The organism is Mucilaginibacter sp. P1_D10, from assembly GCF_056406215.1.
In genome coordinates this window covers 47,302-72,351 of record NZ_JBFUAP010000014.1, presented here as the reverse complement: position 1 = coordinate 72,351, position 25,050 = coordinate 47,302, and the positions used below count along the sequence as shown (strand labels likewise).

Sequence of the window (25,050 nt, the reverse complement as noted above, 5' to 3'; positions counted from 1 at the left end):
ATGAAAGCTAAACTTCGGTTTTTTGTCACGGGTATATTCCTTTTTATTGCATCGGAGAGTTTTTCTCAGGATAAGAACTTTTATATCTTTTTGTGCTTCGGGCAATCTAATATGGAAGGTAACGCAAGGATTGAGCCACAGGACACCATTGTTGACCAGCGTTTTCAGATGTTTGAAACGGTTGACTGCCCCAATTTAGGGCGAACAAAAGGTAATTGGTACCCTGCAGCGCCGCCTCTTGCGCGCTGCAATACAGGCCTTACGCCTGCGGACTATTTCGGCAGGACGTTGGTTGCTAATTTGCCCCCCAAAATAAGAATTGGTATCATCAATGTTTCTGTGGCGGGCTGCAGGATAGAATTATTCGAAAAAGACAGTTACCAGACTTATGTAGCCAAAGCGCCGCCCTGGATGCTGAACATGATTAATGAATACGGTGGCAACCCGTATGCACATTTAGTAGAAATGGCGAAGCTGGCGCAGAAATATGGGGTGATTAAAGGCGTTTTGTTGCACCAGGGCGAGTCGAACCCGAACGATAGCCTGTGGACGCAGAAAGTTAAAGGGATATATACCAATTTACTACACGATCTGCATTTGAAAAGTAAACGGGTACCCTTGCTGGCAGGCGAATTGGTTAATGCAGATCAGGGCGGCAAGTGCGCGGGTATGAATGTGTTTATTGCCGGGCTACCTGCTTTGGTACCACATTCGTATGTGATTTCTTCAAGCGGCTGCCCTGCAAATTCGGATAAGCTGCATTTCACTGCGGAAGGATACCGAATTATTGGCCGGCGTTACGGGGAGCAGATGCTTTCTCTTTTAGGCTATAAGGCTGTTTATTAAGCCAGCTACAGGCTTATAGGATGTATAAGCAGACAAATAGCTGATATCCGGATTTGATGTTCATGATTTCTGATGCGCATGCCAATATCGTTTACTTAAGCTACTTAGTAGCCTCACCGCAACCCCCTCTCCAAAGGAGAGGGGCTTAAAGTCCTCTCCTTTGGAGAGGATTTAGGTGAGGCTATACGCCGGGCCAACTCCTAAGTAAACGACATTGATGTGCATGTCGGTATTCTGAAGGCAGAAGCCCGAACTTATCTTTAAAGATCTTCGAAAAATAATGAGGGGTGGCGAATCCTGTTTCGCGCGCTACCTGCGCCAGGGCTTTGTTGGTATTGGTGAGCTCGCCTGCTGCCTTATCCAGCTTAAATGATGTGATGAGTTCTATAGGAGATTGCCCTGTAAGTTCAAGTACTCTGTTATAAAGCGATACGCGGCTGGTGCCGAGGTGGGCGCTCAAGTTAGCTACGTTAAGGTTACCGCTGGCGATATTCTCCTCCAAAAAACGCATTACGCTGCTCATAAATAGCTCATGAGTTGCTTTAACCTCAACCGCCGCAGGGAGTACGGTAAAGCGCTTACTATAGGTTTGTTTGAGCAGATTATGAACGGCCAGCAGATTTTTTATCTTAACAATCAATATATCGAAATTGAAAGGCTTAGTGAGGTAGTCGTTGGCACCCGAACTGAGGCCCCTTAACTGGTCATCGTGGCTACTTAGCGCGGTTAATAAAATAACGGGCAGGTGCCTTGTGCGTTTATCAGTCTTTATTTTCTCGCTTAATTTTATCCCGTCTATCAGCGGAAGCTTAACGTCAGTGATGATCAAATCCGGACGGACGGAAAGCACTTTTTCCCAGCCTTCCTGCCCGTCGGCTGCCTCAATTACCTCATAAGTATCCTGCAAACAACCAACAAGGTAATCGCGCCATTCTTCGTGGTCTTCAATAACTAACAAACGATGGCGTTTTTCCTGCATTTACCGACAAGTTATAGCGTCGTGTGTGCTTTAGCGTAGCGGTAATCCTGGTATAAAGTGCCGCTCCGATGCCGTGCAAGCGCAAAAAAGATCCAGCAGCACCCCAAAACTTAAGCTCCATTACAACATTGCGAAAATTGCCGGTATCTGGAAACGGAGCATTGGGTTTCAGCGTGTTCCGATAGCCATATCACGTTCATTTTGCTCAAAAATTAAACAAACGTTGTTTAAATGTGGCAAAAAATTGCACCCGTTTTTTTTACCGTGATGTAATTTTACTGTTACTCTAACGAGGTTCAACAGCACCGCAAAGAGTATTTAACCAATTACTAAACAAATATCAATAAAACGTAAAGCCGGACTTGCTGCCGTTTTTTTTGGCAATAAAAATGCAATCGATTGCATTTCATGTTGGCCTTCAAATCGACATCGGGCGAGGTTAGGTAAACTGTAGTTATTTGGCTTAGCAAGCTTTAACTACTACCACCTTATTACTATTGCATACTAAACCAATCTCAACCAATTAACCATAAACAACACCTAGAAAAATGAAAAAAAGGACTGACTAGAATTAATGAAATGATCGGGGGAGATCATTCGCGGAAACGGAAGTGCATGAATAAGCACAACCAACATTCTCCACTAAATCCAATTTTAAATTTTAACCAAATTATGAAAAGAAAATTTTTACTTAATCACTGCATACGAGCAACGTTATTAATAACATTGTTTGGTATTGTTACACTACAGGGTGCTTTTGCTTCGGCATCAGCAGCTAACTTCAAAAATACACTGGCCGGTGGGGTGGTAAACCCCTACGGCGCGGTTACCATCACAGGTAAGGTTACCGATGAAGCCGGGGTTGGCGTACCGGGTGCTACCGTAATGGTAAAAGGCACATCCATTGCGGCCGCTGCCGACTTTAACGGAAACTACAAAATAACAGTTCCCGACGGAAACGGCACCCTGGTTTTTAGTTTCCTCGGGTATGTTTCAGCAGAGGTTGCAATAAACGGGCAAACCGTAATTAACGTTCAGTTAAAAGCCGATACCAAATCGCTTAACGAAGTGGTAGTGGTTGGTTACGGAACGCAGAAACGTGCGGCCGTAACAGGTGCCATATCTTCTGTGAGTGGAAAAACCCTTGCACAACTTCCGGTGGCAGGTATCGACCAGGCTTTACAAGGCAGGGTGGCTGGCCTTACGGTTACCAATAATGGCTCGCCGGGTAGTGCGCCAATTGTGTCTATCCGCGGTAACAGCTCAATCAGTTTCGGCTCAGACCCACTCTATATCGTCGACGGATTTCCTGGTAGTATTGGCGGTATCGACCCTAAAGACATCCAGTCGCTCGAAGTATTGAAGGATGCGAGTGCTGCAGCAATTTATGGTTCGAGAGCTACCAACGGTGTAGTTATCGTGACTACTAAGAAGGGTATCAGCGGAAAGGTGCAAATAGATTTTGATTCGTATGTAGGCGTGCAAAGCATAACCAAACGATTCGATCTGTTAAATACAGACCAGTACCTTCAGTATGAGCGCGCTCTGAATGCCCCATCGGCAGTACCGCCAAGATTGGAACCGGCGAATTTCAATCAGCCGATTTATGCAGGCGCCTCTCAAACGTTTGCTCAAACTAATACCGATTGGCAAGACGCGTATTTCAGGAACAACCAATTGCTGCAGCAACATTCTGTTGCGATAAGCGGTGGTAATGACAACTCTCATTTTTACACATCTGCCGGTTATTTTGCGCAAAAAGGTATTGCACAGGGATTAGATTTTAACCGGAAAAACTTCCGGATGAACTCCGACCATAAAATCCGTTCATTTTTAACCTTTGGAGAAACATTCAACGCTTCGGTTACGCATCAGCGCTTTGATATACCAGCCGGAAACCGTACCGCGTTAACCAATGTGATCAGGATGTTACCATATATCCCGGTTTATAATCCAAATAACGCAGGTGGTTTCCAGGGTCCGTTAAATAGTTTCGACGGTTCTGACCCTACCAACCCGGTTGAGGCGGCACTGATCAATCAAAACTATAACAACGGCTTCAACATCCGTGGTAATGCGTTCATGACGTTGAAATTCACCGATTGGTTGAAATTTACTTCCACATACGGCCTGGACTACGGCACAAACCTTAACGAACAGTACACCCCAATATATAATGACGGCGGAACACTGAGTTCTCCAACCGCTACGATTAACAAAAACCGGGGAGCGGGCACAACAACACTGTATTCGCAACAACTTGCTTTCGATAAAACTTTCGATAAGCATCACTTGTCAGGCGTTGCTGTATATGAAAGCCAGGGTACAAATAACACCAACCAGTCTTCAAGTGGTAACCAGTCAACCAATGCGGTTAAATCATTGAATGGCGCAACCAATTTGTTTACAAACTACACCACCGATAAAACCTTGCTCGTTTCGATGGTTGGCAGGCTTGCTTACGATTTTGACAGTAAGTACTTCATTTCCGGTTCGATACGTCGTGATGGTTTGTCTGTTTGGGCTCCAGGCCACAAGTACCAAAATTTCCCCGCTGTTTCTGCCGGCTGGAAAGTTGATAGGGAAAGCTTCCTTAAAGATGTTACCGCTATAACAGAATTGAAGTTACGTGGTGGTTATGGCGTTACCGGCGTAAACGGTACCGCATTAGGCCCATATCCGTACCTGCAGCCTGTATCAAGCAACCAGGCAACTTATCCTTTTGGCGGCTCGCTCTCTGATTTGGGTAACGCTTCTTTCTACAACGGCTTAACCAATCTTTCGCTCGCCTGGGAAACTACCAAGCAAACAAACATCGGTGTAGACCTGGGGCTTTTTAATAACAAGCTAACAGTATCTGCTGAGTTATATAAAAGGAAAATGGACCGCTTGATCATCAACGTACCAACACCATTAAGCTTTGGTTTTGGCGGTGCCGGAACGGTTGCAAACGTGGCATCTTTAGAAAACAAAGGTTTTGAGCTTACCGTTGGGTATCATCAAAATCAAGGCGACTTTAAATGGGATGTTACCGGTTTATTTAGTTTGGTGAGGAATAAGGTGCTTGAGCTTAACAGCCCGAATGCATCTATTACTGCCGGTGGCGATGCAGACTTTGGTGGCGGTGGCCCTATTACCAATACTATCGCTGGTCAGTCTATTCAATCATTCTATGGCTATGTGGTAGAAGGTATCTTCCAAAACGCTGGCGAAGTAACCGCGCATGCTACGCAACCAGGCGCCAAACCCGGCGATATCAAATTTAAAGATATCAATGGCGACCATATCATAAACGATGGCGACCGTACTTTTATCGGCAGCTACCTTCCTAAATTCACCTACTCTTTAAACTATTCGGCCAGTTACAAAAACTTCGACCTGAGTATCTTTTTCCAGGGCGTACAGGGGAATAAAATATTCAATGCCGAAAGGATTATCCTTGAAGGTATGCCACGTTTGTTCAACTCAGGCGTAAATGTTTTGAACGCATGGACGCCAACAAATACAAGTACCGATATCCCAAGAGCTGCCAAGGGCGATCCGAATGGTAACGTAAGGCCATCTACCCGTTGGATTGAAGATGGGTCGTACCTGCGCCTAAAGAATGCCATAATCGGTTACAACGTGCCATCAAGCTGGCTCAAAGCTAAAACAAACAACAGCTTAAGCAGATTGCGGTTGTACGTGTCATCGCAGAACCTGTTGACCTTTACCAAATATTCGGGCCTTGATCCGGAAGTGGGGTCTAAAAACGGAACACTGACTAACGGGATAGATTATGGGCAATACCCACAGCCAAGATCATTCCAGTTCGGTATTCAGGCAACTTTTTAATCAGTATTCACTAATAATTTTATAAATTATGAAAAATAAAAAATTTTATATCTGGTCTGCATCTACCATACTTTTGGTGATGGCTACCACTTACTCCTGCAAAAAAAGCGACCTCGATACGAGTAACGTTAACGCGGTAACTACCGATCAATACTATAAAAACGCGGGCGAACTTACTAAAGGCGTAAACGCAGTGTACAAAGCTGCGCAGGGCCTTAACCTGGTATCCAGGGAGTGGTTCTTTATACATGATCTTCGCAGCGATGAGGTATCATCGGGTGGAAGCCAGCTGGAGGTGCCAAGAGCGCAAATGTTAGCCGGCACTTTCGACCCTACGAACAGCGTGTTAAACTCTGTGTGGAACGGCTGGTTCCAGGTTGTTTTCAGGGCGAATATTGTTTTAGATAACGCCGGGAGCGTAACAGACGATTTGGCAATAAGGGATAGGAGGGTTGGCGAAGCAAAATTCATGCGTGCCTGGGCCTATTTCGATTTGGTAAGCCAATGGGGTGGTGTGCCAATCTATACTACTACCGTTAAAAGCCCAACCGGCTTTGTGCCGAGGTCTTCTGAGGCGGATGTGTACGCATTAATCATCAAAGACTTGCAGGATGCTGCAGCTGTGTTGCCTGGCAAATCGGGTACTGATAAAGGCAGGGCTACTAATGCCGCCGCCAATGCATTACTTGGCCGGGTGCTGATGCAAAATGGCGACTACGCCGGCGCGAAAGCTGCGCTGCTAAAAATACCTACTGCAGGTGCCGATGGTTATACTTTAACCAGTCGTTTCCTGGATAATTTCGAAGAAGAAACAGAGTTCAACTCAGAATCGATATTTGAAATGGTGTATGTAGACAAGGGCGACAACGGCTTTAACTGGGGCGGCGATAGCCCTACCGAAGCACAATCGACTGTAAGGAACCAGGAATACAACCCAATTGCCTGGAGGAATTTAATCCCGTCGGATAGGCTTTTGAATGAATTTGAAAACACTGCTACCGGTGCTGCTAAAACAGATCCGAGGTATAAGTTTTCGTTTTATGAAACCGGCGATTCATACAACAACGGTGCATCCGTGTTAACCGCAGCAGATCAAAATAACAATACGTCTGTGGTGAACGGTGTAACCAAAAAAGTAGGGTTCCGCAAATTTATGATTATTTACAAAGAGGGTTTGCCTGCGGCATCGTTCCACCCGGGTGGCAATAATCAGCGCATCTTACGTTATGCCGAAGTATTGATAAACCTTGCTGAGTGCGAAAACGAATTGGGTAACACCGCTGCTGCCATAGCCTACCTAAACCAGATAAGGGCCAGGCCAAGCGTTGCAATGCCGCTTTATCCAACCGTACAGTTCCCTGTTACTTCTAAGGCAGAGGTAACAAAAGCCATCATGCACGAAAAAATGGTTGAAATGGCCGATGAGCAGGTTAGGAACGTTGATATAGTAAGGTGGAGGAAAAAAGGTTATTTCACTACCGATCCATTATCGTATTTCAAAGCAAACAGAGACGAGTTATTACCGATCCCTACAGCAGAATTGGATAATAATCCGGAGATAAACGGGCATCAGAACCCGGGGTATTAATTGGTTTTATTAAATTACAGCCGGGGGCCAAAACGGCCTCCGGCTTTTTTGTTATCAGCGCATTTTTATGAAAAAAATCTACTTCTGCCTCCTTTGCTGTTATGTGTTTGTTGGCTGCAAAAAGGCGGCTATGTTCACGCTGGTTCCCTCCTCACAGTCGGGTATTCATTTCAATAATCTGATAACCGAGAATGATTCTATCAACCCGATAGACAACGCCTATATATACAACGGAGGTGGAGTTGGGGTAGGCGACTTTAACAACGATGGCTTGCCCGATTTGTATTTCACCGGAAACATGGTTTCCAATAAACTTTATCTCAACAAAGGAGATTTTGAGTTCGAGGATGTTACCATTCCGGCAGGGGTTGCCGGGGCCGGCCGTTGGGGCAGGGGCGTTGCGGTGATTGATATTAATAACGATGGGCTGGCAGATATCTATGTTTGCAATTCGCTATCCGGCGACCCGCAAAAAAGGCAAAATTTGCTGTATGTAAATCAGGGGCTTGATAAAGCCGGCATCCCTGTTTTTAAGGAGGAAGCAAAAGCGTATGGCCTGGATGTGCAGTTACATTCAACTATGGCAAGTTTTTTTGATTATGATAACGATGGCGATTTGGACATGTACTTAACGGTGAACAGGCCCGAACCCTCAGAATACCCCAATAGTTTCAGGCCGGTAAGCCGCGATGGCACAGGCCGGAGCATGGGCCACTTATTTAGGAACGATTGGGACGCGGCACTTAAGCATGCAGTGTACACGGATGTTTCTCAGTCGGCAGGCATAAGCATAGAAGGCTACGGGCACGGTGCTACTATTGCGGATATAAATTTGGATGGATGGAAAGATATTTATGTAACCAACGATTTCCTTTCGAGCAATATCCTTTACATCAACAACCACAACGGCACCTTTACAGACAAATCGAAGGAGTACTTTAAACATACGTCGTTTAACGCTATGGGGCAGGATATCCAGGACATTAACAACGATGGCCTGGCCGATGTATTTGAGCTTGACATGAACCCGGCAGATAATTACCGCAAGAAGATGATGATGATGCCAAACAGTTATCAAACCATCCAAAATTTTAATCATTATGGTTACCAATTGCAATATGCCCGCAATACGCTGCAGCTAAACCAGGGGCCCAGGATTGGTGAGCAGGATTCTGTTGGTGCCCCTGCGTTCAGCGAGATTGGCTTTATGAGCGGTATTGCCCAAACAGATTGGAGCTGGACACCTTTGATAGCCGATTTCGACAACGATGGCTATAAAGATATTATCGTAACGAATGGCTATCCCAGGGATGTAACGGATCACGACTTTATGGTGTACCGGTCTCAGCCTTATCTCAGCGCCTCCAAGCAAGAAATCCTCAAACAGATACCCGAGGTTAAAATCCATAATTATGCTTTCAAAAATGGCAAAGGCCTGCGGTTTTCAGATGAAAGCAACAATTGGGGGCTTACCGCGCCTTCGTTTTCAAATGGCGCCATTTACTGCGATTTGAATAACGACGGGAAGCTGGATTTGATTACCAATAACATCAATGATGAAGCCTTTATATATCAAAACACAGCCTCGAATGACTCCCCGGCGAACTTTTTTAACGTAAAATTTAAAGGAGATGAGCACAACCTGAATGGCATTGGCACGATGGTGCGCATTTACTACGGTAAAGGGGCTACGCAGGTTTATGAGAACAACCCATACCGGGGGTATTTATCCAGCGTAGAACCTATGGCGCAATTCGGGCTCGGCAACACAACCGTAATTGATTCTGCTGTAGTGTTGTGGCCTAATGGTGCCAAACAAACCATCACCAAAATTAAAGCAAACCAAACTTTAACGGTAAGCATTCAAGATGCCCGGGGTGCGGTAAAGTCAAATGCGCAGCCTAACGCAGCAAAGCCGATATTTACCAATATAACCAGTGCAAGCGGTATAAGCTATGTGCAAAAAGATTCAGACAAGGTTGATTTCAACATCCAAAAGCTTTTGCCGCATAAACTATCCGGCTATAGCCCGGCTTTAGCAGCCGGTGACCTCAACGGCGATGGTACCGATGATATCGTTATCGGCGGTAATTCTGCCGAACCTGCACAAATTCTGCTTCAGCAAAAAAACGGAAAATTCATTCAAAGGCCATTAGCAACCAATAGCCCGAACGGTGGCTTCTATCAGGATGGCGGCGTGCTTTTATTTGATGCCAACGGAGATAACGCGCCGGATATTTATATTGCCCGTGGCGGATATACCGCAAAGCCAAATTCGGGCAATTACCAGGACAAGTTCTATATCAACAATGGGAAAGGCGAATTTACGTTGCAACAGGATGCATTGCCTGTGAATTTTACCAGCAAGCTTTGCGTAAGGGCTTTTGATTATAACCACGATGGCAAGCCGGACCTTTTTGTGTCGGGCCGTGTAGAACCCTGGCGATATCCTAAACCCGTGAGCAGCTTTATATTAAGGAATGACAGCGGCAACGGTAAAGTGAAATTTACCGACGTTACGGCAGAAGTTGCGCCATCATTAAAGGATATTGGTTTGGTTTGCGATGCGATGTTTACAGATTTTGATGGCGATGGCAATACCGACCTTTTGCTGGCAGGCGAGTGGATGCCGCTTACTTTCTTGAAATATAGCAACGGTAAGTTTATAAACGCCACTTCAACAACGGGTGTATCGGGCATTCCCGGCTGGTGGAATTCCATCGTGGCCGGCGATTTCAGGCATACCGGTCGGATGGATTACATTGTAGGCAATAGCGGCCTCAACAGCCTTTACCAGGCAAACACCGAGCAGCCCGTTTACATCACCGCTAAAGACTTTGATAAACGCGATAGGTTTGATGCCTTCACTTCTCTTTACCTTCCGGGGAAGGATGGCGTTATGCGCGAGTACCCGGCAAACGTGCGCGATGATGCTTTTAAGCAAATGATTAGCCTAAGAACCAAATTCACCAATTATCACAGCTATGCCGAAGCAACATTGCAAGGATTGTTTACCGACGAGCAGTTGAAGGGAGCTTTGCGACTTAAAGCAACAGAACTGCGGTCATCCTATTTCAGGAACGACGGCAATGGAAAGTTTACGGTAATCCCTTTGCCCGAAGAAGCACAGGCATCAGTATTGAACGGTATGGTTGCCGATGATTTGGACGGAGATGGGAATATCGATTTGGTACTTAACGGAAATGATTTTTCAACAGATGTTTCTATCGGGCAATCGGATGCCTTGAACGGATTGTTCCTGAAAGGCGACGGCAAGGGCGGTTTTCGTCCGCTAAGCATATTACAGAGCGGTATCTACCTCCCGGGCGATGGTAAGGCGCTTGTAAAACTTCGCGGTAACAACGATAGCTATTTACTGGCGGCAAGCGAACATACCGGGCCATTGCGGTTGTTTAAATTGAACAAGAAAAACAGGCTTATAAATGTTTTGCCGCAGGATAAAAGCGCCGTGATAACAGATAAGAACGGGCGCATCACCCGCCAGGAGTTTTACAATGGAAATTCCTTCCTGTCACAATCTGCGAGGTTTATTTCGGTAGATAGTGCCGTAAGGGAAATTGCCATAACCGATGATAAAGGAAATGTTAGGAAGATGAATTTTTAGGCAATGGTAACAGGCGAGCCCGTTTTTTAGACAGGCTAACGTCTGCAAATTTAGGCTTACGGGCTCTCGCAAGCCCATGGAAGAATCGAAACCCGCTTAGACTACTTCAAAGTAGCTTAAGACTTTCAATTGCTTCATCAAATGTTTCGAATTCTGCCCGGCCTCAGGGGCAAAGCCCTGCACGTCTGCAGGGCTTTTTATTTTTGAAGAACCTCGACCGGAGATTTAATTTCAATAATTAATTGTATAAATAACAATTAATTATTGAATCTGTTTCCGGCTTGTAATCGTTTTGTTACATACGTGGTAACTACGTTCTGAATCTTTCGTTTTAGCACTTAAATCGTTTTGAATTTATCGTGCAATGTGTTCGGTATAGCTGAATATATTAGCGTGATTTGAATATAAAAAACCCCCTTTATTGTCCTGAGCGTAAGAAATAACTGCGTAGGCTTTGAGCGTATAATCGTTTTATGAGCAATATTTTATATTATTTCTAACAATCGGTTTTTTATTTGAAAAATCCTGTTAAGTTTGCTAATCAATTTAAGTGTATAAAACACATTTAATAAACCAAAAAAACCAATTATGATGAAGCCATGCACCATTTTAAGCTTGTGCGTATTTTTGTTTGTTACCACCAATTTGGTAGCACAAAACCCTAAATTAACGCTCGATTTAACCAAACCCGGGGTAACTGTTAGCCAGCAGCTGTATGGGCTAATGACTGAAGAAATTAACCATTCTTACGACGGAGGCTTATACGGCGAATTGATCAGGAACCGGGTGTTTAAAGATAACCCGAATACGCCTGAGGCATGGAGCCTTGTGCAGGAGGGCGACGGTAAACCGTCAATTCAATTGGTTGCGCCGGATCCGGATAAGGTTGCCATGGATCAACGGGGGCATGCCATCAATAGTTCGCTTACCACCTGCTTAAAACTGGTTGTTGAAACCGATGGGGGCAGGGCGGGGATTGCCAACGAGGGTTATTGGGGTATCCCCGTAAAGCCTAATACTACTTACAAAGCCTCTTTTTATATAAAAGGCCTGGGCAGTGCGCCTCCACGCCGCCAGAATGGCTCAACCTCCACCACACCTGTTATCGACAACAATACAGCCGGCCCAATAACGGTAACTATAGAAAGCCGCGATGGCAAAACCGTGTACGCTTCGGGCGTTATTACCCTGGTTAAAAGTGATTTTTGGAAAAAATATGAATTGCAATTAACCACTGCATCTGATATAAAGCCTACTGCAGATGCCCGTTTTGTAATCTCAACCAACAGGAAAGGCGTTTATTATTTTAACCTCGTATCCTTGTTTCCGCCAACGTATAACAACCGTGCTAACGGCAACAGGATTGATATTATGAAATTGATGGCCGATATGAAACCGGCTTTTCTGAGGTTTCCGGGCGGTAATTTCCTCGAAGGGCCAAAGCTGACCGATGCTTTTCCCTGGAAGACCACGCTGGGGCCGCTGGAAAGCCGGCCCGGTCATAAAGGCTCGTGGGGGTACCGCGCAACCGACGGTATGGGATTACTTGAGTTTTTAGAATGGTGCGAAGATATAAAGATGGAACCCTTGCTTGCTGTATTTGCAGGTTACTCGCTCGATGGCGACCATGTAGATGCCGGCCCCTTATTGAAACCATATATTGAGGATGCCTTAAACGAAATTGAGTATATTACCGGTGACATCCATACTTATTGGGGAGCAAAGCGCGCTGCCGATGGCCACCCTGCTCCGTTTAAATTACGATACGTGGAAATTGGCAACGAAGATGGCTTCGACAGATCAGGAAGCTACGATGGGCGTTTCGCGCAGTTTAATGATGCTATCAAAGCCAAATATCCTGCCTTAAAGTGTATCGCAACAATCGGCGGCAGGGATTACCTGGGCACATTAGGTAAATTAACCATACGTAAACCGGAGATTGTTGATGAGCACTATTACCGTAATGCCTGGGAAATGGAGGAGGATGCCGCCCATTATGATAATTACGACCGTAAGGGCTTTAAAGTATTTGTTGGCGAATGGGCAACAAGGGAAGGCGCGCCGACTACTAACCTGAATGCAGCCCTTGGCGATGCCGCATGGATGACGGGCATGGAACGTAATTCAGACTTGGTTATCCTGTCGTGCTACGCACCGCTGTTCGTAAATGTAAACACAGCCACTGCCACCGCGCCAAAGGCCTGGCAATGGGACTCGGACCTGATTGGCTATAATGCTTTAACAAGCTTTGGTTCCCCATCTTATCACGTTCAGAAATTATTCAGCAATTATATAGGCAACAAGGTTGTCCCTTTAACGGGCATTAACATACCAACCCAAACCAGGCCTGCAACTAAAAGAGACAGCGCTGCTAATAAAATGCCACAGCCTATACCCGCCATGTTTTATGTAGCAACAAAAGATACAAAAACAGGCAAGATATTTTTAAAGGTGGTAAACGCTACCGGCAAGCCGCAACAGGTAGATATTGAATTGAATGGGATGGTTAAATTGTCTGCGGAAGGTACGCTGGTGGTGATAAAAGGCGATAAACCGGAGGATACCAATACGATTGATAACCCGGACAAAATAGTTCCTGTTACATCGGTTGTAAAAGGGCTCAGCAAGAAGTTCACCAGAACGTTCGATCCGTATTCTGTAAGTGTGCTTCAAATTAATACGGTTAAGTAGTTGATAAAGGTTTTAAGGAATAATTACCACTAGTATGAGACATTTTTTTGCCCGGCTTAGTATCGCAGCGACCTTGCTTTTTGTCCCTTTTTTTGTTGAGGGGCAAAAGAAAGCGGTTAACCCGATTATATATGCCGATGTGCCCGATATCAGCTTGATCCGTGTGGGCGATACCTATTATATGAGCAGCACAACCATGCACATGAGCCCCGGCGTGCCTATCATGAAATCGAAAGACCTCGTCAATTGGAAATTGATCGGTTACGCCTATGATACGCTTTCAACGGTAGATGCGCTTACGCTATCCAACGGAAAAAGTACTTATGGCCGCGGCTCATGGGCCAGCAGCCTACGTTATCATCAAGGTACTTTCTATGTGACCACTTTTGCCCAAACTACAGGTAAAACCCATGTATATACTACAAAAGATATCGAAAAAGGGCCCTGGAAATCGGTTTCGTTTAAACCCGACCTGCACGACCACTCCCTGTTTTTTGATGATGATGGAAAAGTATATATGATAACCGGCGCTGGAAAATTGAGGATAGTGGAGTTAAACCCGGATGCATCGGACATTAAACCCGGCGGCCTCGACCAAACCTTGATAGAGAATGCCAGCCTGCCTTCCGGCGATAACGGAGGGCTGATTGCGGAAGGTTCGCAATTATTCAAGGTAAACGGAAAATATTATCTGTTCAATATTACCTGGCCACGTGGTGGTATGCGTACCGTAGTGATACATCGTGCAGATAAAATTACCGGCCCCTACGAAGGGCGGGTAGGCCTCCAGGATAAGGGTGTAGCACAAGGCGGATTAATCGACATGCCTGACGGTACCTGGTATTCATACCTTTTTCGCGACTTTGGTGCTGTCGGCCGCGTGCCTTATTTAGTGCCTGTTAAATGGGAAGATGGATGGCCGGTAATAGGCATAAATGGCAAAGTGCCAGATACGCTTGATTTGCCGGCATCTAAAGGCCTTATCCCCAGCTTGGTTTCTCCTGACGAGTTTACGCGTAAAAGAGGGGAGCCTGCGTTACCGCTTGTTTGGCAATGGAACCACAATCCTGATAATAGCCTTTGGTCTGTTACGGCTCGCAAAGGTTATTTACGGCTTACCACTGGCCGGGTCGATACCAATTTTTTAATGGCCCGGAATTCTTTAACACAACGGACAATCGGCCCGGTATGTACAGGGTCGGTATCGCTCGACGTATCTCATATGAAGGATGGTGATTTTGCGGGATTAGGCTTATTGCAAAAAAACTACGGCCTTGCAGGAGTTAAGTTAAATGGCAAAAGCAAAACCATCGTAATGGTAAATGCTACTACCGGTAAACCTGTAGAAGTTGCGAGCCTCCCTCTAAACCAAAATAAGATTTTCTTTAAAGCCGAATGTGTTTTTACGGATAGAAAAGACATCGCCAATTTCTTTTACAGCCTTGATGGGAAGGTATGGACACCCGTTGGTACACAATTGAAAATGGCATACACTTTACCTCACTTTATGGGTTATAGGTTCGCGCTGTTTAATTACGCTACTAAAACTCCCGGGGGGGCAGCCGATTTTGATTATTTTCATATCACAGATAAAGTCACAGGGGAGTAGCTACGTTTAGCTTATTTCATGAACGAACGGGGCGCAGCAAGGGCTGATTATCCCCGGCCCCTTGAGCTTGAATTCAATAAAGAAGCCCCAATCGCGCTAGCTTGGGGCTTCTTTATTTACATACTTTTCCAGGCCATGCCTTTATGCCGCGCTCCCCTTTAACTTCAACCGTTTATGGTAGAAAATGTACGAGCAGGCCCATATGGCAATGAATACCAGTATAGGTGCCCAATCTTTAAAGGCGATGCCTGAAGCGTAAGAAGAATATGCGGCACCGATAAGATCGAACGTAAAACCCGCGTAGGCCCATTCTTTAAGCCGTGGAAAACCCGGCGTAAGTATAGCTATTACGCCTAATATTTTGGCTACCGCCAATAAATGCATTACATAAGGCTTGTACCCTAATACTTCCAGCATTTTGGTGCCTTCGGGGGTTTCCTTAAAGCTGCTCACTGCCGAAAAAAGCATCAAGGCTAATATTAGCCCGGTTGTAATCCAGTAAATAACGTTGATTGTTGTCTTACTCATGTTGATTGTTATTAGGTTATTATATATTGTTTCGTTTAATAAGAACAGTTTTGATTATGGTAGTTTTCCGCTGTCTAATATAACACGATTTATAATAATCCGGAACTCGTAAGGGCTTGATAATTAACGTTTGTTTTTGCTAAGCAATAGATAAGCCTATTGCTTGTTTTGCGACATAGCATCAAGTTCGGTTTTTGAGATTTTATCATAATCGGGTGCTATGCCATAGGTACCGGCTGGGGCTTTCTGGTCAGAAACGGCAGTTATTACGTAATCGGCAACTACCAATGCGCCATCGGGCCCTGTTTGGAATGCTGCGTATTGTATAGGCGTGCCGCCGATTTTGGCATAATATTTTTCAACGACATTAGCGGGCAGCGCAATATCATTGGTTATCCAGGTATCGTAAGTTTTTTTTGTTTTAGTATCTGTCGCCACTACTTTTTTGCAGTTGAAACCGGATATCTGTTTGGTTTCGGCTGTTGGGGCAAACGTAAACGAAGGGAAAGTGCTTAAAATCTGGTCTATTTCGGCTTGGGTATAAATCGCAGCCTTTTTGACATTGAAACTAGGTACGGCAGCTACTACGGCGAAAAACTTATCCTTAGTATCTGATAAAAGCTTAATGCTTACCGGGCCTGCAGAAAACAGCGCAGCGGTAGAATCCGCCCGGAAGTATTCTTTTACTTCTATTTCCTGGCCGCCTGCGCTTGTTTTAATCGTTACCAGGCCTTCATTGTATTTTTTTTGCGCGTTGGCGCTTAACGCAGTTGCCGACAAAACGATGCCGAGAGCAATACTTAAATGTTTGATTTTCATTGTATTTAATTTGGTTTTTACTTGAAATAATTAAAGTTTGATTGGGTTAGGCGCAAATACCCGCGTTTATTCCGAAGCCAGTAAATCATCCAGGTTGGCAAGGCTGGCGGCTGTGCCTTCTTTGAAGCCGTTGTCTACGAACATTTTGATAGTGGATTCGTTCTCGAAAGTTATTACCGATTCTACCTTGGCGCGGTTACCTGCTATGGCTAAGAATTTGGTGTCCCGGTTCGATTTTGGGCCTTCAGTAACAGGGTTGCCCTCGCCATCGCAAAACAAGCCTTTTGTCGAGAAGGCACTGCCATTTTCTATCGCGGTAAACTCGGCATATACCCAATGTTTTTGGCCTTCGGTACCAATCATGGCATAAAGCCATGCCCCGCCAACGGTGAAATCCCATGTTTTGGTTTTGGCCGACCAGGGTTTTGGCGCAATCCATTTGTCTATCAGGTCGGGCTCGGTCCAGGCCCTCCATACTTTTTCAACCGGCGCATTAAATTCACGCGATACATAAATCTTTTTTGCGGCAAGGTCGGTTTCGAACACAAAGTTGTTTGTCATGTTGGGTAAGTTTATAAGTCGTTTAATAAGTCGTCTAATTGGTTAAAGCTGTCTTCCCACATCTTGCGGAAACGTTGCAGCCAAATGTCTATCTCTTTCATTTTTTCGGGATTGAAGTGGTAGAAAATTTCCCGTCCATTTTTTTTCTGTACCAGTACTTCGCATTCCGTAAGTATCTGTATGTGTTTAGATACGGTTTGCCGGGTGCTATCGAAGTGCTCGGCAATGGCGTTGGGCGTCATGGCGCTTACAGCCAGTAAAGTTAAGATGGCCCTGCGCGTAGGATCGGCAATGGCCTGGAAAACGTCTCGTCTCATCGTTATTTGCAGTTGATTGACTGCAAATATAAGTGCAGTCAATCAGCTGCGCAAATTTATTTTACTTTTTTCTCGCTAGACCTTCCAATCAACCCGAAAAGCAGACTTTGGGAGCTACGTGTCGACACGGCTTCAGACCGGTGCCTACCTCAATCGGTCAATCCTTCAAAACTTCGGGCGACACCAATACGTAATCGTACTTCTCTATCAGGCCGTAAGCGTCCCTCGTTAACGAATTATCGTAACTTAACCTGGTCCTTAAGCTGCGGATATCTACAAGCACCCATTTATCGGCTGCATATAGTTGGGAGAACACTTTTGGGTTATCGGGATTGTCGCTGGCAAGATCGTCTACCAAACGGTCTTTTTCGGTGGTGTACCTTACCATGATGTAAACGTTAGCAAACTTTTGCCCGTATCGTTGTGCTAGTTCATAAACGGCGTTGCCTATGTCGTACAGATTGGTTTGCAGGTTGAGCCCTTTGGCGAGGTGGTTGCTGCCCATTTTGAAGAATACTTTCCGGTCTGTCGCTTTATCATAATAACGGAAGAAATTTCTTTTCATCAGCGCGGCCCGCCCTTCGTTATCATTGTAGCGGTAAATCTCTTTCGAGATCATGATATCGTCCAGTATCGCTCTCAATGTTGGTTGCCGCACCACTTTCCTCAGGCTGTCGAGAAGTTTCGTTTCCGGGTACCACCAACTGGCCTGCAAACTATCTATTACCGGTTTGAATGCCGCTCTTATTTTTTTGGATTGGGCATTATAAGCCTGATTCATGCTGTAAGAAAAGCACATCTGGAATTCCTGGTCTATTCCCCAGATATCGAAACCGAATTTATTGGCGGCTACAAGCATCTCCGCATCTTCTTTCGTATGAAAGAACGGAAAGGTGCCAATGCCGGTGTACCCCGCTTTATATATTTTCTCGAGGGTATCGGCAGGATTTGTGGTTGCAGCAATGCGCTTTAGCTCTGCTGCTACGAAGGGGCTGGTTTCTACTAATAAAGTTTTATAACCCTGTTGGTTTGCGCTCGCCATGGCAAGGGCCGTCAGTTGCGATAATTTGGCTGAACCGTGATATTCGCCCCAGGCTACGAACTGGTTTTGTGCAAACAGGCCCTCTAAAACCTGCCAGGCTTTGCCCTCGGGCTGGTCGCCATTGAAGGTAAATGAGCTGGTGTTTGCAGCGATGCAGTCGTTTAGTTTTTCCAGGTCGGTACGCGGTTTCTTTGCCTGGGCAAAGCCGGCTAAGGGTAAGCACATGATGAGTGCCAGAAAGAAGCTTTTCATTTTGTTGGGTTATGATTAATGACTCTGTTTGATCGGTAGCTATCTTAAAGCGTAGGCTTTATTCTGTTGGCTACGATACAAAATTGTAAGTAAGCTGGCTGCCCCTAAACTTTATTATCCCAAAGCACGCAAACTCTATCCCAGCTTAGCCCTGCGCTTCCGGGTATGCTTTGGATAAGGGAAAGCTGCTTTTGGGTAGCCAAACGGGTTGTTGGTATAAAAAATTGATAAATAGGCTTCCTGAGCTATATATTCGGGTTTCAAAAATGCAGATGACAAAAAAGAGGTTGATGTTCTATTACCTGGCGGGCTGGCTTTGCCTCACCCTGTACCTTTATATAGATAATGTAGCCAATAAAAGGGGAGCGCAGCCCTACGTATGGTCTAACCTGGTGTCGGTTTTCATCGCCTTCACTTTCTGTTTCTTTGCCGTTTATCCATTTTTTTTGAAGCGGAAAAAAATACCGCTTTTGCTGGCGGGTCTGGTTATTGCTGAGGCACTGTTTGTCGCTTGCAGGTACTTGATAGAAGAGGTGCTGTATCTTTGGTTTTTGGGCTACGATAATTATGATGATAGCGTTAGTGCAATCGCTTACTTTAATGATAATTGGTGGCGGGCGCTGCAGCCCATCCTGTTTAGTTTTATAGCCTGGGCACTGCTGGACACCTTCAAAAAAGAGCGGGAGGCCGAACAGCTGAAAAAGGAAAATATACAGGCCGAACTGTTATTCTTAAAAACACAGATCAATCCGCACTTCCTGTACAATACGCTAAACTACCTGTACTCGCTGGCTTACCCGGTATCAGATGTATTGGGGCAGGCCATCATCAAGCTCTCTCAACTGATGCGCTATATGCTCCACAACAGCGCCGATGGCATGATCGATCTGCAGTTGGAGATCGATTATCTTCACAATTACATCGAAATCTACAAGCTTCGCTTTGAAGATAATTTTTTTGTGGATTTTAGCATTGCAGGGGCAGCCAAAGGGAAAAGGATAGCATCGCTTATACTGATACCCTTTGTGGAGAATGCGTTTAAGCATGGGGTTGTTGATGATAGCACGAGGCCTATCCAAATACGCATCGATGTAAACGGGGACGAACTGTATTTCAGATCGGGCAACGCCATCAACCATGGCGCTAAGGACAGTTCCAGCGGAATAGGGCTGGCCAATATCAGGCGAAGACTCGAACTCATCTACCCCGAATCTCATCAGCTGATGACCGCTACGGAAGGCGACACCTACACCACCACTTTGAAGATCCACCTAAAATAATATCGCGATATACCTATGCCAACCACCATGATTCGATGCCTTGCCGTTGATGACGAAGCTTACGCCACCAAAATGATTGCCGAATATATTGGCAAGGTGCCTTACCTGGAGCTTGTTGGAGTGGCCAATAATGCCATCGATGCGCTCGCCAAGGTAAGGGAGGGTGGGGTGGACCTGGTTTTCCTGGATATCAGGATGCCGCAGCTTACCGGGCTCGATTTTTTAAAGCTTTGCGGCGATAAATGCAAGGTAATACTCACTACGGCTTACGCCGAGTATGCGCTTGATGGTTTTGAATACAACGTAATCGATTACCTTTTAAAGCCTATCGCGTTCGACCGGTTTTTTAAAGCAGCCGAGAAAGCCCTTGAAGTTATCCAGCCAAGGCTTAACCAAAAGGGTGCTAGCCCGCAAAACCAGCCTGGTTATCTTTTTATAAAAGGCGATAGCAAGAATAAATTCATTAAGGTGGACCATCAGGATATACTGTACATAGAAGGGTTAAAGAACTATGTTTCTATCTATACTAAAACGCAGCGACTGATTACCTACCAGGCCCTGCGCGAACTGGAGGCACAGTTGCCACAGCCGCCATTTTACCGCGTGCATAAATCTTATATCGTATCTACAGATAAAATCCGCCTGATTGATGGTAACACGTTGTACGTTGGCGACACAGCCCTGCCCATAGGGGGTGTTTACCGCGAAGCTTTCCTGAAAGTGATACGGAACGCGTAAAATTCGTTGGGAAAGAGACTTGCGCCTCAAATGATGCCGAATGGCAAGTCTTAAAGAATAATTCCTAACTTTATAACAACCTACAACTTAACCGCATTTGCCCTATATGAAAAAAATCCTGCCGTTCATCATCGCCCTGCTCCCTGTTTTCTGCTATGCCCAAACCGATTCGGTGCTGGTGCTGTCTGATGTGCATATCGACCTCCGTAAACCCTTCGATACTTTTTACCATACCGATACCGACCCCAGGGTTTTCTTATCTGCCGCCGCGAATGCCAAAGCGGGTAAATACCCCTTTATTATTATGCCCGGCGATTTGCTACGGCACACTACCAAAGCCGAGAACGATACGCACGACGTAGCCGACATGAAGCTGAGCTATAAATACGTCATCAAAAACATTAGCGCAATAGATAAGCGGGCCATCATATTGCCCGCGCTGGGCAATAATGATTGCATTGCACACAATATACCCAATGCCGCAACCTACAAGATTTTTTACAATGCCCTGCTCAAACGGATAGATAAGGGCGGCAGGATAAAAAAATCATTCCTTGCCGGTGGGTATTATGCTTACGAGAAAGATAGCCTGGCCATTATCGTGCTCAATACTGTGCTTTTTATGCATGAGAATGATTCGCTGGCTACCGAAGCTAAAGCCGAGTTGACCTGGCTCAAAGATAAGCTCGCTTCGCTTAAGCCCGGCCAATCGGCATGGCTGGTTTACCATGTGCCGCCGGGTATAGACAGGTATGGCAAAACAGCCTCCTGGCAAGATAGCATCCAGCCGACCTACCTGCAAATCATCAAGCAATATGCGCCACGCATCAAACTCCAACTGGCGGGGCATACCCACATGGTTGATGCCCGCCTGCTGGCAGATAGCGGCAAACTGCTATCGTACGTTGCCATAGCCCCAGGACTCGACTCGCGGAACGGCAATAACCCGGCCTACCAGGTGCTTCATTATAACCAAAGCGATAAAAGCCCAACCCAAATTACCACATGGTACACCGATTCATTGAGCAACTATCAATGGCATTCCTTTGCATTTAAGAATCTGGATTTCGGCTTTTTTAAAGATGGCGACCCCAACAATAGCCTGGGGCTGGAGTTTATACGGCACTATACCACTTGCAGGGGTGCAACGCAGGCCAAAGACAAAACAGCCATTGCCTGGGATGATACGTTTAGGTGTATATCTACCATCAAAATTCCTTGATTGATGATCCATAAGGGCCTGACCTTAGAATGCATGAAACCTTTTAGGGCCGATTCTTATCGCTCGCAGATTTGACTCACCCCGAATGCGCTCCGCTGTTCGACCCTCTCTGCTCCGCAAAGAGGGTGAGGAAAAAAAAGGAAAATAACCCCAATTTCTCCCCTTCTTTGTGCAGCAGAGAGGGGGCGGGGGGTGAGTCAACTCGTGATGCGGACATTTGCGCCATGTTTCGAACACCCAAGACACAAATCCCTCACCTACGGATTCTTGGGCCGGTATTTGGCTTGGTTCAAAATTTTCTGGGCATCATCATCAGCCATTAGTTGCGGCAAGGTAACCTCGGGGTGCTTATCCATATAAGCGCGAACGATTTGCCAGCCTGTCCATATCGCCAGTTTGGGTGCCGATTCATTGTTTTCGCCCAGGCCGGGGGTGAAGGGGGCCTCGTTGAGGTATTTCTGTATTTTTTGGTAATCGCTTTCGTAAAGCAGGTTCTCTTCTAAAAAGTAGCTCCAAATATCGGCCTTAAAGCTATCGCACCATTTTATCTGTTTATCGGTGTAGCCAATTTTGGTAGAGTCGGCTAAGTCGGGCAGTACCTGGTCCATAAAGTACATGATTTTACCGTTATACACCATTTTGGCCAGCAGGCTCTTGTCTTTTTCATTCTCGGGGAACATATCCTCGCGGGCCATGCCCTCCACTACGCGCGGGGCAATATTATCGGGCGTAAACCTGCGGCTTATATAACGCGGATAGGCATCAACTTGCGCGGGGTAAAAACGCGAATCCGCACCCAAAAACAAATCCAGGCCTATACCGAAGTACGTATCGCCAACAACCACCTGCGTTTGGAAACCCGACCAATAAGCATAAACCTTAGGCAGGTTCTTTTTTGGGTAATAGTATTTTATGCGGCGGAAAGCATCGGTAAGTTCGGCTTCCTGTTTGTCCAGGTTGGGGTAGGTGGCATCTACGTCGTGCTTCAGGTCGGCATAGGCTTTATCGGCAAAAATGGCACGCAGGCGGGTGTAGTAAGCCGTATCGCGGGCGCTGCCGGCTTTTAATACGCGCTCGATGAAATCGGTATAAAAACTGCCGTATTTCTTATAAAGCGTGCCGGCTTGCTCATCCATAGGCTTTATACGCAGCGAATCGAAATCCTTATCAAAACGTTCGATTTTTACATCAACCGGTATATTGCTAACATCAATTTTTTTATGTTTGTTACAGGCCGATAGCAGTACCGAGGCAAGGCCTAAACAAATAAGCCCTGTTTTGTAAGAATAAGAGTTCATTTCTGTCGTTTTAGCAAAAATAATTTTTTTATTTGCATTACAGCGAAAGCATTACTACAGCATAATATGAAGATCGCATTAGCCCAGCTTAACTATCACGTAGGTAACTTCGAATCGAACACCAACAAAATCATACAGCACATCCACGAAGCTAAACTTAACGGTGCCGATCTGGTTGTTTTTGCCGAATTATGCGTTTGCGGCTACCCCGCGCGCGATTTTTTAGAGTTTACAGAGTTCATTAACCTATGCGATGAGGCGGCTAATACCATTGCTGCCGAGTGCCGGGGTATTGCCTGCATTATAGGCCTGCCAACACCCAATAACAAACCCGAGGGCAAGGATTTGAACAACTCCGCTTATTTTATTGAGGAGGGCGAGGTGAAGGCCATTGTAAATAAGGCCCTGCTGCCCAATTACGATATTTTTGACGAGTACCGCTATTTTGAGCCATCAACCAGTTTCAACTGCATAGATTTTAAGGGGACACGCATCGCGCTTACCATTTGCGAGGACTTGTGGAACACCATAGAAAACCCGCTGTACATTACCCGCCCTATGGATACGCTGATACAGCAAAAGCCCGATGTGATGATAAACATTGCGGCATCGCCATTTGCGTACAACCGCGGTGACGAGCGTATTGCCATTTTAAAGGATAACGCCAGCCGCTACAACCTGCCGCTATTTTACGTGAACAACGTTGGCGCGCAAACCGAACTGATATTCGACGGCGGCTCGTTGGTTTTTGATAACGCGGGTAATTTGGTTGATGAGCTGCCATATTTTAAGGAAACATTAACCTATTATACGCTGGGCGACGATGCCGCTATCAGCTTTGAGCACGAGAGCACCGTGCGTGTGCAAAAACAGAGCGACATTGAACAGATACACCAGGGGCTTATATTAGGGATAAAAGATTACTTCTATAAGTCGGGCTTTAAGCAGGCGATTTTGGGTCTTTCCGGCGGGATAGATTCTGCCGTGGTATGCGCTTTGGCTGCCGAGGCTCTCGGCCCGGAGAACGTGATGGCCGTGCTGCTGCCCTCGCGTTTCAGCAGCGACCACTCTATAAAAGATGCCGAGGATTTGGTGACTAACCTGGGATGCAAAAGCGAGATCGTACGTATAGCCAAAATTACCGAAGCCTTCGAGGAATCGTTATCGCCGCAGTTCCATGGCCTGCCCTTTAACATTGCCGAGGAGAATATCCAGTCGCGCAGCAGGGCGGTGGTGCTGATGGCTATGTGTAATAAGTTTGGCTATATATTGCTCAATACCTCCAACAAAAGCGAAGCCGCCGTGGGTTATGGCACCTTGTATGGCGATATGTGCGGCGGTATATCCGTCATAGGCGATGTTTTCAAAACCCAGGTGTTCGACCTGGCGCGCGAGATAAACAAGGACAGGGAGATAATCCCGGAGAACACTATCGTAAAACCACCATCGGCCGAGCTTAGGCCCGACCAGAAAGACACCGATTCGCTGCCCGAGTACGATATACTGGATGCCATATTGTTCGAGTATATCCTCAACAGGCGTTCATCTGCCGAAATTATCAAACTCGGTTTCGAAGAAGCGGTGGTGCGCAAGGTGCTTAGGCTGGTAAATATTTCTGAGCATAAACGCTACCAAACCCCGCCCATACTGCGCGTATCGCCAAAGGCCTTCGGCATGGGCAGGAGGATGCCGATAGTAGGGAAGTATTTGTCGTAGTGTCTGAACCGCTGATTTTAATGATTACGTTGATGACGCTGATGATACTAACTGAATCAGCGAAATCCTAAAATCATTAAAATCAACGGTTCAGAAAAAAATCTT

17 protein-coding genes are annotated in these 25,050 nt (G+C 45.8%); 10 read left to right on the top strand and 7 right to left on the bottom strand.

All coding sequences use genetic code 11. The features are described 5' to 3' along the window. The gene (locus AC1DYT_RS20710; RefSeq protein ID WP_477471423.1) at positions 1 to 846 is read left to right on the top strand and encodes a sialate O-acetylesterase; all 846 of its coding nucleotides are present in this window, start codon (positions 1 to 3) and stop codon (positions 844 to 846) included. Between the two features lie 181 nt (positions 847 to 1,027). On the opposite strand, the gene AC1DYT_RS20705 is transcribed toward AC1DYT_RS20710, so the two are convergent. Continuing rightward, positions 1,028 to 1,825: a response regulator gene (locus AC1DYT_RS20705; protein WP_477471422.1), complete on the bottom strand. Its 798-nt coding sequence runs from the start codon at positions 1,823 to 1,825 to the stop codon at positions 1,028 to 1,030. Positions 1,826 to 2,497: 672 nt separating this feature from the next. Between AC1DYT_RS20705 and AC1DYT_RS20700 the strand changes: the two genes are divergently transcribed. From AC1DYT_RS20700 to AC1DYT_RS20680, 5 genes are all read left to right on the top strand, one after another. Then, on the top strand, positions 2,498 to 5,659 hold the full coding sequence (locus AC1DYT_RS20700; RefSeq protein ID WP_477471421.1) for a SusC/RagA family TonB-linked outer membrane protein: 3,162 nt from the start codon (positions 2,498 to 2,500) through the stop codon (positions 5,657 to 5,659). Positions 5,660 to 5,687: 28 nt separating this feature from the next. Next, the gene (locus tag AC1DYT_RS20695; RefSeq protein ID WP_477471420.1) at positions 5,688 to 7,247 is read left to right on the top strand and encodes a RagB/SusD family nutrient uptake outer membrane protein; all 1,560 of its coding nucleotides are present in this window, start codon (positions 5,688 to 5,690) and stop codon (positions 7,245 to 7,247) included. Positions 7,248 to 7,314: 67 nt separating this feature from the next. Next, positions 7,315 to 10,872 (top strand): VCBS repeat-containing protein, encoded by a 3,558-nt coding sequence (locus tag AC1DYT_RS20690; RefSeq protein ID WP_477471419.1) that lies wholly within the window; start codon positions 7,315 to 7,317, stop codon positions 10,870 to 10,872. A gap of 588 nt (positions 10,873 to 11,460) precedes the next feature. Further along, a complete protein-coding gene (locus AC1DYT_RS20685; protein ID WP_477471418.1) occupies positions 11,461 to 13,563 on the top strand; it encodes an alpha-L-arabinofuranosidase C-terminal domain-containing protein in 2,103 nt (700 codons plus the stop codon). A gap of 34 nt (positions 13,564 to 13,597) precedes the next feature. Continuing rightward, the gene (locus AC1DYT_RS20680; protein WP_477471417.1) at positions 13,598 to 15,172 is read left to right on the top strand and encodes a glycoside hydrolase family 43 protein; all 1,575 of its coding nucleotides are present in this window, start codon (positions 13,598 to 13,600) and stop codon (positions 15,170 to 15,172) included. Positions 15,173 to 15,313: 141 nt separating this feature from the next. Here AC1DYT_RS20680 and AC1DYT_RS20675 read toward each other — a convergent pair whose 3' ends face one another. The 5 genes from AC1DYT_RS20675 to AC1DYT_RS20655 all read right to left on the bottom strand — a co-directional run bounded on the left by AC1DYT_RS20675 (position 15,314) and on the right by AC1DYT_RS20655 (position 18,691). Further along, positions 15,314 to 15,700, bottom strand: a complete 387-nt coding sequence (locus AC1DYT_RS20675) for a DoxX family protein (protein ID WP_477471416.1) — start codon at positions 15,698 to 15,700, stop codon at positions 15,314 to 15,316. A 156-nt stretch (positions 15,701 to 15,856) separates the two neighbouring features. Continuing rightward, positions 15,857 to 16,519: a hypothetical protein gene (locus tag AC1DYT_RS20670; protein ID WP_477471415.1), complete on the bottom strand. Its 663-nt coding sequence runs from the start codon at positions 16,517 to 16,519 to the stop codon at positions 15,857 to 15,859. Between the two features lie 66 nt (positions 16,520 to 16,585). After that, positions 16,586 to 17,080, bottom strand: coding sequence for an SRPBCC domain-containing protein (locus AC1DYT_RS20665; protein ID WP_477471414.1), 495 nt, complete (start codon positions 17,078 to 17,080; stop codon positions 16,586 to 16,588). A gap of 11 nt (positions 17,081 to 17,091) precedes the next feature. Next, complete coding sequence (locus AC1DYT_RS20660) at positions 17,092 to 17,397, bottom strand: ArsR/SmtB family transcription factor (RefSeq protein ID WP_477471413.1); 306 nt, start codon at positions 17,395 to 17,397, stop codon at positions 17,092 to 17,094. 157 nt (positions 17,398 to 17,554) lie between these two features. Next, on the bottom strand, positions 17,555 to 18,691 hold the full coding sequence (locus AC1DYT_RS20655; RefSeq protein ID WP_477471412.1) for a hypothetical protein: 1,137 nt from the start codon (positions 18,689 to 18,691) through the stop codon (positions 17,555 to 17,557). A 272-nt stretch (positions 18,692 to 18,963) separates the two neighbouring features. Between AC1DYT_RS20655 and AC1DYT_RS20650 the strand changes: the two genes are divergently transcribed. From AC1DYT_RS20650 to AC1DYT_RS20640, 3 genes are all read left to right on the top strand, one after another. Continuing rightward, complete coding sequence (locus AC1DYT_RS20650; protein WP_477471411.1) at positions 18,964 to 19,971, top strand: sensor histidine kinase; 1,008 nt, start codon at positions 18,964 to 18,966, stop codon at positions 19,969 to 19,971. Between the two features lie 27 nt (positions 19,972 to 19,998). Next, positions 19,999 to 20,709: a LytR/AlgR family response regulator transcription factor gene (locus AC1DYT_RS20645; protein ID WP_477471410.1), complete on the top strand. Its 711-nt coding sequence runs from the start codon at positions 19,999 to 20,001 to the stop codon at positions 20,707 to 20,709. Positions 20,710 to 20,815: 106 nt separating this feature from the next. Continuing rightward, complete coding sequence (locus AC1DYT_RS20640) at positions 20,816 to 21,931, top strand: metallophosphoesterase (RefSeq protein ID WP_477471409.1); 1,116 nt, start codon at positions 20,816 to 20,818, stop codon at positions 21,929 to 21,931. A gap of 257 nt (positions 21,932 to 22,188) precedes the next feature. Here the strand turns inward: AC1DYT_RS20640 and gldB are convergent, their stop codons facing one another. Beyond that, the gene (gene gldB / locus AC1DYT_RS20635) at positions 22,189 to 23,229 is read right to left on the bottom strand and encodes a gliding motility lipoprotein GldB (RefSeq protein WP_477471408.1); all 1,041 of its coding nucleotides are present in this window, start codon (positions 23,227 to 23,229) and stop codon (positions 22,189 to 22,191) included. Positions 23,230 to 23,295: 66 nt separating this feature from the next. On the opposite strand from gldB, the gene AC1DYT_RS20630 reads away from it, so the two are divergent. Then, positions 23,296 to 24,945, top strand: coding sequence for an NAD+ synthase (locus AC1DYT_RS20630; RefSeq protein ID WP_477471407.1), 1,650 nt, complete (start codon positions 23,296 to 23,298; stop codon positions 24,943 to 24,945). Positions 24,946 to 25,050 lie beyond the last annotated feature (105 nt).

Excerpts from the sequence above, each read along its gene's own strand:
- AC1DYT_RS20665 (WP_477471414.1), bottom strand. The coding sequence starts at position 17,080 with ATGACAAACAACTTTGTGTTCGAAACCGACCTTGCCGCAAAAAAGATT.
- AC1DYT_RS20690 (WP_477471419.1), top strand. The coding sequence starts at position 7,315 with ATGAAAAAAATCTACTTCTGCCTCCTTTGCTGTTATGTGTTTGTTGGC.
- AC1DYT_RS20705 (WP_477471422.1), bottom strand. The coding sequence starts at position 1,825 with ATGCAGGAAAAACGCCATCGTTTGTTAGTTATTGAAGACCACGAAGAA.
- AC1DYT_RS20650 (WP_477471411.1), top strand. The coding sequence starts at position 18,964 with ATGACAAAAAAGAGGTTGATGTTCTATTACCTGGCGGGCTGGCTTTGC.
- AC1DYT_RS20660 (WP_477471413.1), bottom strand. The coding sequence starts at position 17,397 with ATGAGACGAGACGTTTTCCAGGCCATTGCCGATCCTACGCGCAGGGCC.
- AC1DYT_RS20655 (WP_477471412.1), bottom strand. The coding sequence starts at position 18,691 with ATGAAAAGCTTCTTTCTGGCACTCATCATGTGCTTACCCTTAGCCGGC.
- AC1DYT_RS20645 (WP_477471410.1), top strand. The coding sequence starts at position 19,999 with ATGATTCGATGCCTTGCCGTTGATGACGAAGCTTACGCCACCAAAATG.
- AC1DYT_RS20695 (WP_477471420.1), top strand. The coding sequence starts at position 5,688 with ATGAAAAATAAAAAATTTTATATCTGGTCTGCATCTACCATACTTTTG.
- AC1DYT_RS20670 (WP_477471415.1), bottom strand. The coding sequence starts at position 16,519 with ATGAAAATCAAACATTTAAGTATTGCTCTCGGCATCGTTTTGTCGGCA.
- AC1DYT_RS20675 (WP_477471416.1), bottom strand. The coding sequence starts at position 15,700 with ATGAGTAAGACAACAATCAACGTTATTTACTGGATTACAACCGGGCTA.
- AC1DYT_RS20680 (WP_477471417.1), top strand. The coding sequence starts at position 13,598 with ATGAGACATTTTTTTGCCCGGCTTAGTATCGCAGCGACCTTGCTTTTT.
- gldB (WP_477471408.1), bottom strand. The coding sequence starts at position 23,229 with ATGAACTCTTATTCTTACAAAACAGGGCTTATTTGTTTAGGCCTTGCC.
- AC1DYT_RS20630 (WP_477471407.1), top strand. The coding sequence starts at position 23,296 with ATGAAGATCGCATTAGCCCAGCTTAACTATCACGTAGGTAACTTCGAA.
- AC1DYT_RS20700 (WP_477471421.1), top strand. The coding sequence starts at position 2,498 with ATGAAAAGAAAATTTTTACTTAATCACTGCATACGAGCAACGTTATTA.
- AC1DYT_RS20685 (WP_477471418.1), top strand. The coding sequence starts at position 11,461 with ATGATGAAGCCATGCACCATTTTAAGCTTGTGCGTATTTTTGTTTGTT.
- AC1DYT_RS20640 (WP_477471409.1), top strand. The coding sequence starts at position 20,816 with ATGAAAAAAATCCTGCCGTTCATCATCGCCCTGCTCCCTGTTTTCTGC.
- AC1DYT_RS20710 (WP_477471423.1), top strand. The coding sequence starts at position 1 with ATGAAAGCTAAACTTCGGTTTTTTGTCACGGGTATATTCCTTTTTATT.